Origin of the sequence: Sinorhizobium sp. 7-81, assembly GCF_030124405.1 — a bacterium.
Lineage (GTDB): Bacteria > Pseudomonadota > Alphaproteobacteria > Rhizobiales > Rhizobiaceae > Sinorhizobium > Sinorhizobium psoraleae.
In genome coordinates this window covers 1-10,345 of the sequence record NZ_JASKLT010000039.1, presented here as the reverse complement: position 1 = coordinate 10,345, position 10,345 = coordinate 1, and the positions used below count along the sequence as shown (strand labels likewise).

Annotated in this window: 5 protein-coding genes and 9 pseudogenes; 5 read left to right on the top strand and 9 right to left on the bottom strand. The window is 58.6% G+C overall.

Going from position 1 to position 10,345, the window contains the following annotated elements:
- Nucleotides 1–526 (top strand): annotated as a pseudogene (locus QN224_RS33050) (transposase); the annotation flags it as partial.
- 539 nt (nt 527–1,065) lie between these two features.
- Here the strand turns inward: QN224_RS33050 and QN224_RS34030 are convergent.
- A complete protein-coding gene (locus QN224_RS34030; protein WP_283980102.1) occupies nt 1,066–1,275 on the bottom strand; it encodes a hypothetical protein in 210 nt (69 codons plus the stop codon).
- Between the two features lie 109 nt (nt 1,276–1,384).
- Nucleotides 1,385–1,522 (bottom strand): annotated as a pseudogene (locus QN224_RS34025) (transposase); the annotation flags it as partial.
- Nucleotides 1,523–1,607: 85 nt separating this feature from the next.
- On the opposite strand from QN224_RS34025, the pseudogene QN224_RS33035 reads away from it, so the two are divergent.
- Nucleotides 1,608–2,359 (top strand): annotated as a pseudogene (locus QN224_RS33035) (IS5 family transposase).
- Between the two features lie 44 nt (nt 2,360–2,403).
- Here the strand turns inward: QN224_RS33035 and QN224_RS33030 are convergent.
- Nucleotides 2,404–3,511: pseudogene (locus QN224_RS33030) on the bottom strand (IS701 family transposase).
- Nucleotides 3,512–3,668: 157 nt separating this feature from the next.
- Here QN224_RS33030 and QN224_RS33025 point away from each other — a divergent pair.
- A pseudogene (locus QN224_RS33025) lies at nt 3,669–3,833 on the top strand (IS110 family transposase); the annotation flags it as partial.
- An 11-nt stretch (nt 3,834–3,844) separates the two neighbouring features.
- Here QN224_RS33025 and QN224_RS33020 read toward each other — a convergent pair.
- The 4 genes and pseudogenes from QN224_RS33020 to QN224_RS33005 form a co-directional block, all read right to left on the bottom strand.
- The gene (locus QN224_RS33020; RefSeq protein WP_283980101.1) at nt 3,845–5,059 is read right to left on the bottom strand and encodes a Gfo/Idh/MocA family oxidoreductase; all 1,215 of its coding nucleotides are present in this window, start codon (nt 5,057–5,059) and stop codon (nt 3,845–3,847) included.
- Nucleotides 5,023–5,658 (bottom strand): hypothetical protein, encoded by a 636-nt coding sequence (locus QN224_RS33015; RefSeq protein WP_283980100.1) that lies wholly within the window; start codon nt 5,656–5,658, stop codon nt 5,023–5,025. Before QN224_RS33015 ends, QN224_RS33020 begins: the two co-directional genes overlap by 37 nt.
- Before the next feature lie 407 nt (nt 5,659–6,065).
- Entirely contained in the window at nt 6,066–7,106 is a 1,041-nt protein-coding gene (locus tag QN224_RS33010; protein ID WP_283980099.1) for an IS110 family transposase, read from the bottom strand.
- A 442-nt stretch (nt 7,107–7,548) separates the two neighbouring features.
- Nucleotides 7,549–7,851: pseudogene (locus QN224_RS33005) on the bottom strand (transposase); the annotation flags it as partial.
- Nucleotides 7,852–7,854: 3 nt separating this feature from the next.
- Between QN224_RS33005 and QN224_RS33000 the strand changes: the two are divergent.
- Nucleotides 7,855–8,109: pseudogene (locus tag QN224_RS33000) on the top strand (transposase); the annotation flags it as partial.
- 132 nt (nt 8,110–8,241) lie between these two features.
- Here QN224_RS33000 and QN224_RS32995 read toward each other — a convergent pair.
- Nucleotides 8,242–9,267, bottom strand: a pseudogene (locus QN224_RS32995) (transposase); the annotation flags it as partial.
- Nucleotides 9,268–9,337: 70 nt separating this feature from the next.
- Here QN224_RS32995 and QN224_RS32990 point away from each other — a divergent pair.
- Nucleotides 9,338–9,593, top strand: a pseudogene (locus QN224_RS32990) (transposase); the annotation flags it as partial.
- Nucleotides 9,594–9,752: 159 nt separating this feature from the next.
- Here the strand turns inward: QN224_RS32990 and QN224_RS32985 are convergent.
- On the bottom strand, nt 9,753–10,345 hold a 593-nt coding region (locus QN224_RS32985), incomplete at its 5' end, for a transposase (protein ID WP_283980098.1).

The following is a 10,345-nucleotide window of genomic DNA, read 5'->3' as shown; positions in this document are numbered from 1 at the left end:
GCGGGTCCTGGCCGGCGAGGCGGTGCCGGCTGGCGAGAAGCTGGCGAGCCTGTTCGAGCCGCATGTCGACATCATCGTCAAGGGCAGCCGCGACGTCGACTACGGCCACAAACTCAATCTGACCACCGGCACAAGCGGACTGATCCTCGACCTTGTCATCGAACCGGGCAACCCGGCCGACAGCGAACGCCTGCTGCCGATGCTGGAACGCCACATCGCTTTTTACGGCGAGCCGCCGCGTCAGGCGGCGGCCGACGGCGGCTATGCCAGCCGCGAGAATCTGAGCGGAGCCAAAGCCTGCGTCATCCGCGACATGGCCTTCCACAAGAAGCGCGGTCTCAAGATCGAAGACATGGTCAGGAGCCGTTGGGTCTATCGCAAGCTCAGAAACTTCCGCGCCGGCATCGAGGCCGGCATCTCTTGCCTCAAACGCGCCTATGGCTTGGGGCGCTGCACCTGGCGCGGGCTCGACCACTTCAAGGCTTATGTCTGGTCCTCGGTGGTCGCTTACAATCTCGCCCTCTTCGCCGCCTCAGGCCGACCTGACGCTCCTCATCCGGCAGCCTTCAGAGCGCGCCCCGCGAGCGGCGGCCGATACCCATGACCCATTGCCGCCAGGTCGCTGTTCGGGTGATAACCTGCATGGCATTGTGCCATCACGCGTCCAAGAAACACGCGTCAGCCAGCAAAAAGCCTTTGAAAGCCCCACAAAAACAGGCGTTTATGGACGGGCCCTAGACTATTCTTCCGAGGGTTGCGTTTCCGGTCAAAAGCTACCGGACATGGTCGGGCCGGGCAGACAGAGCCAGCTATGTTTCGATCGACGTAGGCGGCATACCTGCGCGACGCATACCCTGAAGGTGACCCGCGATGTACGCAAGGTGTCACTCTGGCTAGGTCACGCCAGCATGCAAAGCACAGAAATCTATCCGAGAAACTGGAGGCGCTTGCCGCGATAGCGCCGCCGTCGCTCAAGCCGGGTCGCTTTGCCGCTCCCGACAAGCTGCTCGCGATGCTGAAATCCATCGGACGATCGACAAATTATGTCGAGTAACCCACTCTCAATCACCGCAGGCGGCAAGCAATTGCGCGGCGGACCCACATAACTGCAAGCTTCACATAATTGCGGAAGTCGATGGGATGACTAGCCAGGAACACCTTCACGCCGGAGGGGATCATGCCGACCGCACCGCTCGGAATCACCCGCTGCAAGTGCGCCTCGTCGACGTCCGCGCCGGCGCGCATGACAATGTCGCCAATGACGACCTCGACCACCGCGCCCGCCAGCCTGCACCACGGCTGCTTCGGAACCCGAAAGCCGCGATGGAGCACGTCGCCCCACCCGAGCGTCACGACGCCAAGCGAAGGGCCGGGATGGAAGAATGCCGATCCGATGGGCGATCGCCGAGACGCTTGCGCCGGGCTCGAGTGCCTCTGCGACAACCTGCGCCTTGAACTCCGACCAACGCCGGCGAAGCTGCCGCGGAGCACCCTCAAGGCGGTCGGCAACAGCTTCGATCATATGGAACGTTCTAGGCTCAGGACCCGTTGATTAACAGGCTTCCGCTTTCGGTCGGATTCTGATTCAACATGGCAGGAGGTGCTCCATGAGTGATTTGTTCTTGCTGACGCCGTCGCAATTCGGGCGGATCCGGCCTTACTTTTCCGCTGGCCTATGGCGTCGAACGGTCCGATGACCTGAAGGTCGTCAGTGGGATCATTTACGTTATAAAACATGGGCTTCAGTGGAACGACGCGCCGAAGGAATACGGCCCCCTACAAAACCCTCTATAACCGCTTCATCCGCTGGAGCCGCATGGGCGTGTTCAACCGCATCTTCGAGGCGCTTGCCGGCAAGGCGGGAACGCCCGACCGGCTGATGATCGACATCTCAAAGCCCATCGAACAGCGGCCAGCCTGCTCAAAAAGGGGCTCTTTCCCGCTATATCGGACGCACCAAAGGCGGCCTGAACTCCAAACTTCACGCCGTCACCGACGGGCTCGGCCGTCCTTTACTGCTGCTGCTCACCGAGGGCCAGGTCAGCGACTTCAAGGGCGCACGCGCTCTCATCGAGCGCCTGCCGAAGGCCAAAGAGCTGCTGGCCGATCGCGGCTATGATGCCGACTGGTTTCGCAATGAGCTGAAGGAGAAGGGAATTTCCCCGTGCATCCCCCAAAACGAAACCGCCGGCAAGCCATCGAGTACGACGCGCAGCTCTACAAACAACGGCACCGGATCGAAAACATGTTCGGCAGGATCAAGGACTGGCGGCGCATCGCCACCCGATACGACCGATGCGCCCACACCTTCTTCTCCGCTATCCTCATCGCCGCGACCTGCTGCTTCTATCTCAATTAATGAGTCTGGAGCCTAGCACTACTTTGGCAGAATTTATTTTGGGGTCATTTGGAACCTGATGCGGCAGTGTGGACATCGTTGTGGTGGATGGTGGTTTGAGAGCGCGGCATGACGGCGCGTCGGATGGCTGGCAGTGTCGGTTTAGGCGGACCGCGTCTGTTCCTTTTTTCCCGCTTTGCCTTGTGTAGGCGCTGATGTTGCAGGAAGGCATAAGCGATCATTGTCATCAGTGCGTGTCGGTGGAGGCTTTGCCATGATCGGCCTTCGAAGTGATCGAGACCGAGTTCTTCCATCGGCAATCCGAATGCGAACGGCAGCAAAGCGCGCTACCAATCGACCTTTGGTGCCACGCCGCCAGCTGAGCGTCTTCCATGTCGAGGCCGCAAGGATCGTTTCGGCTGCTGTCGCCAGCGTATCGGGGATTGAATGCTTGCGCGGTCGTCCATGGCCAGCAACAGGAAAGATCAATGCGACATCATGGGGATAAACCTTCTGATGCTTGGGAATGCCCCAGGTGAGACCCCGCGCACTCAAACCCTGGCGAAAAGCGGCCGACAGACCGTAACCTGCGTCAGCAAGCACGGTGCCAAACCGTACGCCCGCGGCAATCAGCAGATCGATCTCGTCAAGCGCGATCTCCGGTTTGGTGCGGGATTTGCGCAATAGCTCGGGAACGCCGGCTCCATCCGATCCTGATCACTGGTCCAACTGTCGGGCAGGAACAGCCGCAGGCCAACGGGAACAGGAACCGCGTCGCGTGCCAGCGTCAATGACACCAGCGTCTGGCAGTTGGATCTCTTGCCCAGCATCGATGCATATTGTGGTGCGATCCCAACAGAGTGGTCGCCCTTCTTCGGAAGAGCTGTGTCATCGATCATCAGAAAAGCATCCGTAGCCCCGACTATTCTGTCAGCCTGCACCGCCACTTCCGCCTCAAGCGGACCGGCGTCCCAAATGCCATCCGAGATGAATTGATGCAGGCGGTCGTAGCGATCAGGTGCCAAGCGCTCCGCCATCGGCTCAATGCTCTTGCGATCGCCCGGGGCGATCAGGCCCGAAACATAGATCGGGCACATCTGGCACGCTTCTTGTGGCCAAGCTTCTAACGAACGGCTTCAGCCAATCCGCCAGTGCAACATCCTGCTCCGCCATCCTCTGCACCCCTGTGAAAGCGCCAAAGATGGCCGATCATCGTTAACCGAGGATTAATCTGCCAAAGTAGTGCTAGTTCCAGAACTAGGCGCAGACATAGAAGCTCACAGCAGCTCATCGTGTCCGCTACCGATACCTGACCGCTCACCCCTCGGCTAGACGAGGTTTGCTTACCGCTTACGCTGTTCCCGATGAAGAGCACGAAGCAATGCGGGATCTCGTCCGCGCCCGGGCGGCCGCAGTCGAGACGCTTCGCGTTCACCGGCAGCATGCGAGCGCCTTCATGCTCAAGCATGGCCGTATATATTCCCGCAAAAAGGGCTAGAGGATGCGCTATCTGCCCTTGAGCCTTGCGCCAGGCATGGATCGTATGGCTTCGACTGGGATTACACATCCCGTTGTCGCCGATGCAATTGCGGCCTGCATCAGAACGAGACTTCCAATATTGTCGCGACCTAAGCTGGCGTAAGGAGTTGCTGTGCCAGTCTCGACGGCGCGTGCAAAGGTTGCCAGGCTTTCTCTGCGCCCGAACGACGGCATCTCGGGAAGGCGGATCGGTACTGCAGGCTGGCCGCGCTTCCGGATCACAACATGATCGCCGTCCAAGCTGACATCACGGTCACCCCGGCAGGTCCAGAGGATCTCGCCCTCGGCACATTCCAAACGCCACTCGCCACCGTAGGGAGTCTCCTTCCCATCACTAAGCCAACTGCCGCGGTAGGTCACGACGGTTCCTTGATCGAAGATAATCGTCACAGCTGCTGCGGGCGGTTCTCTGAACGAACTCCCCGTCGGCTGCCAAGCCGTACAGTATACCTGGCGGGGTTCCTGCCCCAGCACCATACGCATCAGGTCAAAGTGATGGATACTGAGGTCCTCAAGTAAGGGTTGTCGTAAGGCATACACGCCGTAAGCCTCCTCGGCCTGGGTATAATTCGCGAACCGCCTGAACTCGATGTGGACTGCTCCGACCCGGCCGAGTGCCTGCTCTCTGACGAGACGGGCGGCGGTAATGGCTGCAGGAAAGAAGCGGAAGTTCTGGCTCACCATTAGAATGAGATGGGAACGGTCTGCTAAATCGACGAGACGTTCCGCCTCGACGACCGTAGACACAAACGGCTTCTCCACCAATACGTGCTTGCCGGCGCCAAGCGCGCGCTCAACTAGGGAAGCATGGGCCCCAACGTTAGCTGTAATCAAGATAGCGTCTGCAGCAACATCCGAGAGCGCTGCATCGAGATTTGGGAAGCATTGGTTCGGGCTAGCCCCCAGCCGCGACTTCAATCGCTCCAGCGTCTCCGGGTTCGGTTCGACCCAGCCTACTACCTCAACTTCGGGCACTTGAGGTATGACAGTTTCAGCCCAGTCTAAACCCCATCGACCAAGCCCCACCTGAACTATCCGAGTTGGCATGATGTCGGCTCCTTTCCGTTCTGATCGAACACTTTTTTCGACCCAGATGCGATCGTCTTTGACGAGTGCATTGGCGGTGACGAGAAGCTTGCGCCGGGTCACCCCGCAATATCGACAACTTTGCGGTTTTTCCATATACCTACCTGTGCCAAGCACCAGGATGCCTGACATGCAGGCTGGAAGAACCACGGGGGTCGAGTTGTCCGGTTGCCGCGGGGCGGGCCAAGACCAGTTGTAACGGAGCCGGAACGCGCGAGTTCAAACACGTTCACGGTGGCGCCGTTCTCAAAGCGCCGAGCGAAAAACACCGAACAAATGCGGCTCGTCTCCATTTGCACGGCTCGTGCTTTGTCAAGTTCTTGAAGTGTTACAAGTGCAGATTTCTCGAGCATTACGTTTTTTGCCATGACGAATGGTACTGCCTCGCTCATGCGAAATTGCGCACAGACAATCGGTTGAACGGTTTCATCCTCTAACATCTGCTGGATTGAGCATGCCCGTCGCGTTTGCACACACCGCGCGGCAAATTCGACCGCGAGATCCTGCTCCGGCGCATAGAAGGAGTGGAATTCTGCACCAGCTGCTAGGAGGATACTAGCCTGGCGAAGCACATGGTCGTGGTTCAGACCCATCACGACGAAACGTGCTGACGGAAGTCGTGGCAAGGAATGCTTTCCCATTCTGGCTGTAGGGCGAATATAAGTGTTAAATGCTGCAGAGACAATTGTTGGCAATAATGATCCGAGATGCAAATTACAATTTAGCTAAGGTTTTGCGACGGTTTGTTGCGGGTCAAGAGGAATGAGCGCTGCGGCATTGATATGTTAAGCTGTCACGCGGGCGGCTCAGGGATCGCGCGCCTGCGGTGATGATGTCACAGGGAGTGGTTGTCTGCTCTATTCGGCGTGGTGAGGTCATGTCTTCGCAGTATCGCGCTACTCTCCGGGCTCGGCCTATGTGGCCCTCCCATTATGGGACCAGAAGAATGAGGCGGAACAATCTAATCGGCGACCTGATCGCAACAAACGACCGTACCAAGACAACCACGCGAACTCACCCCATCCGTCGTCCTGCGAAGGACATCTTTCCACCGGCGGCGGAATATTCTCGTCTCGTTTACTCTCGTCACCTTGGTTGCTAATTATTGCGCAGCAACAGGCAGGCTCTCCCGCGTCCAGCAGAATTCGGTTCCGTCACTCCACATGCGATGCATGATCACAGCAAGCCGTCGGGCCACCGCTACAACCGCCTTCTGCCTCCCGCGGCGTCTGGCGATATCCATCGCCCAGGCTTTTAGCCACGACCATTTCTTAACGTTTACGAGCAGGACTTGCGCTGCTTCGTACAGCAGGGATCGCATCATCGCGTCACCGCAACAGGATACTCGCCCGACCCGTTTGCTTTCACCAGACTCGTTCAGTTTCGGCGTCAACCCGAGCACAGAACCCACCGCCTTTGAATGTGCAAACCGGCCAGGAATATCGATGGTTGCCGTATAGGTGAGAGCGACAGCGGGGCCGACACCAGGGATTGTCGTCGACCGTCGACAAACTTCATCCTCGCGGACCCGATCCAAAACCTTCTTGTGCAGCTTGGTGAACTCGTCGCGCAGCAATTTGCGTGCAGCCAGCAATGGCTGCATGATTTCGTGTAGATCAGGCCTGTCTTCGACCAGCTCATTGATCCGCTCCTCGAATTTGACGTTGCCGACCAATCCGACTTTCAGACCAAAGTTGCGCAACAACCCGCGAATTTCATTCGCGATGGCGATGGCTTTTTCCTGCAAGAGTTTGCGCGCGGTCAGCAATGCCCGGTGCTTCTGGCTCGTCAGTGTCTTCACATGCACAGGCCGGTAGAGATTGACGCGCATCATCTGGGCTATTCCACGCGCATCGTTGCGGTCCGTCTTATTCGGTTGGGCTTTCAAAAATGCCTTGGCATGCCTGGTGTCGATGCAGATCACCGGCAATCCTGCCTTGGCAAGTCCTTCATAAAGCCATTGCGACAGTGGTCCGGCTTCAAGACCGATCCGCTCAATCTGCCACTTCGGATCCTTGATCACCGAGATCAAGTCCTCAGGGTGAGTAGCAACTTTCGTCTCCCGGCAAATCTTGCCTGTTTCATCAACAATGCAGACCGCCGTTTCTTTCACCGACACATCCAGTGCACAATAGTGTTTCATGCTGCGCTTCCCCTTTGATGGTTGAGGCTGTTGAAAGACATGACCTCGTTTGATCATCGGCCAGAAGCGCAGCACCGCAATCCGCAATGGTCGACGCTGAGACGCAAAGCCGAATATCCCATCTAATCGCATTCCATTCGTCAAGGTGGCTTAGGCATTCGGCGACATGCCAGGTGTTCGGTAGGCAACGCGGAGTAAATTGATCGGTGGATCGGCGCTCAGCGGCCATGTCCTTCGGAGCTATCCGGGCTGGGAGCAGGGTTGTCTTCGCGGTCGACAAATGTCGCCGCACAATGGGCTTCGCAGGCAGGACCTTCCTATGTGTAGAGCGCAGTCTCAACGAGCTACAGCCACTCGTAGCGGAATGATCCAACCGACGTCCGCAGCAGGGGCGCTCAGTGCCTCAGGTTTGAGGCGCTGAGGGAAGAAGGCTGGCGGTTGCTTATGCGGTGGCACCAGCCGATGCGTTAAAGATTTGTCCTGTCCTGAGCATGCTGTGCATGATGACGCAAGCTTTCTGGCGACGGCCACAGTGGCCCGCTTGAAACCAAGCCGCGCGTCACTTCAGCCCCCAGTCTTTGAGACGGCTTTTATTCTTGGCGCTGGTTCGCTTAAGCATCGCTGTCGCTGCTTCGTAAAGCAGCCCGCGCAGATGGTTGTCACCTCTTCGTGAGATATGACCGTTATAGTCGACCTCACCTGACTGGTAGCGCCGCGTTGTTAGCCCGAGCCAGGCGCCAACCGTCGCCGGCCGATCGAGGGCGACTGGCCCTATCTGTGGATCGGCGCCACGGTGGCCGTATCGTGTCGCCCTTGATCAATCGCCGTGGGTGCCAACACGGACGGACGCCGCGAGGTCCTGGGCACGGAGATCGGTACGACCGAAGCCGAGCCTGGAGTTCTGCGCAAGCTGACCAGACGCAGCCTCAGCGGCGTCAAGCTGATCGTCTCCGATGCCCGTAAAGGGATCAACGCCGCTGTCTCTAAGGTCCTTTCCGCCACTTAACAAAGGTGATGGGTGGGGCTGTTGAATAATGCACCACCGGAGGCTTCTCCGTTATAGCGGTGAACTCTCAGACCAAGAATTGTTTCGGCCCCTCGAGGGATCCCGAGTGTTTCGGAAGCGCCTACGCAGCAGTAGTAACGCAAAAAGTGCAGCCGCCAGCCGCTTTAGGTTCAAAGCGGCGGCAGTGAGGTGGGCTTGGATCTTCATGTTGGTAAGACCACGCCCTATCGCCCGCGATAGCCTGTGCCAGGTCTTGGCTTCGCCGCGATAGCCCTCCGATCGCCATCGATGGCGCTGGTTCAATGCTCGGTCCTCATCCAACCATCGTTCTCGTCGTCGACGAGCTCGTAGGAGGGCGGGATAGTCATCACCGAGCACCGCCTTATTAACGCGTCCTTTTGAGGGGCAAAGTCGAGCCAGACCGCAATGCCGACAGTCGGCAGCTCGAGATGTAAAGAAGTGCCCGTGTTTGACGGTGCCCTACCCTCAGCATTTTGCCGCGGACATTTTAGAACACGTACCTGGCGTCGTAACGAAAGCTGCTCATTGGCACTGGGCTACGGATTGGCTCTGCCTTTGCCGGAATAGCAGCTTCGACTGCGCGCTGCTCCATGCCCGCAAAAACCTTGGCGTAAGCATAGCCGGCATCGGCCGTTACGGGTTTTAATTGACGTGCTTATCATCTCAGCAATCGTGTCGAGACGACCAAGAATAACTTGTCCCTCGTTGACCTCGCCTGTGGTGACTTCCATATCTAAAATTACGCCACAGCGTCGTCCACCACAGCATGTTGCTTGTAGGCTGGGTCCAGCGGACGATTGCGCCCGTAGGTCGCCATCGACGCGTCAGGATCGGCGATGCAAACCTTCTTTTATTGCCTGTCCTGCGCCTGTTTCGTTCGGTATTTGCGTCTTCGTTGGCGTCGGTGACGGCATCGACGCGACGGATCGCGAGGCTTTCCCAACTTACGTCCGCGCGGATGAGTGAGGCGTCGACATGGACCACCTCGCCCTTGGCAATTTTGGCCGCTACACAGACTTTACCGTCCGCTCAAAGATCTTTCGAAAACGCTCTGCGCCCCAGCGTTGACGGATGCGGGTCAGCGACGCCAACGAAGCCGATAAACCACCGAATGGCGATGTTAACCTGAGCCTCCCATCCCCCTGATTGACTCGCCATTGGAACGAGTGAATCAGAAACCTTTACTTCTTCAACAGCCCCCGGGGTCCACTTCATGAGAAACGCGATGGCCATGCCAGAAAGAGCGGCCGACGGGTGGTTTCCGCCTTCATCGCCACCGCCTTTACTCAGGACACGCCGGAGGCCGCCAGCGCCCAATGGAGAGCAGTCGCCGACCAGATCAGCCCGAAAGTGTCAAGCTCGCCAGCATCATGGACAGCGCCGAACAGGACGTGCTCGCGTACATGACTTTTCCCAGGCAGCACTGGACCAAGCTTCACAGCACGGATGAGATCGACAAGCACTTTCCTTCGGAACGTGATAAATTATGCCTGCGCGGGTGACCTCGTGGTGAAGCGCGGCGCATCGGCTGAGAGTGCTGCCAGGCCGCCTTATCTCGAGCCTTACCGAATTGAGGCGCCCGCGGGCCTTTTCCTTTGGCCGCCGCGGGCGCCACGCGTCTATGAAGCGTTCGTAGTGCTTCTCGGCCTGCTCGGCGACGCGCATCTCCTGATCGCGAAGTTCCTTGACGTTGTAGGCGTAGGCGGGGCCGCGTTTGTTACCTTTGTCTGCGGTTGGCCGGCTTGCAATTCCATGCTGCGCGTCTTGTGGGCGACAAGGCTCGGTCGCGCCCAGAAGTAGTCCTTCCCCTTAGTCAGCATATGCCAGCATAGCACTGCCAGCTTCCTTGCCACGGCAACTGCGGCGACCTGATGGCCGCGTTTGGCCCGGACCCGGACGAAGAAGGTGTGCAAGGGACCTGGTGCCTTCGCCGCTGCCCATGCCGCCTCCACCAGCATCGCGCGGGCATGGCTGCGGCCAACCTTGCTGATGCGTCCGTGTTGAGCAGCGCCGAGTCCTGATTGATGGACACGCGGATTGGGGCCGAAGTAACTGACCGGCTTCTGGGGGCTCCTGAAGCGGGCGATGTCACCGATTGCCGCCATCAACCCGGGCGCAACGGTGAGGCTGACGCCGGTGATCGTGAGCAGCCGCTTGACGGCGGGATCAACCATCGTGCCTTCGGCGATCTGCCGATCGAGGATCACGAGGT

Excerpts from the sequence above, each read along its gene's own strand:
- QN224_RS33010 (WP_283980099.1), bottom strand. The coding sequence starts at position 7,106 with ATGAAACACTATTGTGCACTGGATGTGTCGGTGAAAGAAACGGCGGTC.
- QN224_RS33020 (WP_283980101.1), bottom strand. The coding sequence starts at position 5,059 with ATGGAAAAACCGCAAAGTTGTCGATATTGCGGGGTGACCCGGCGCAAG.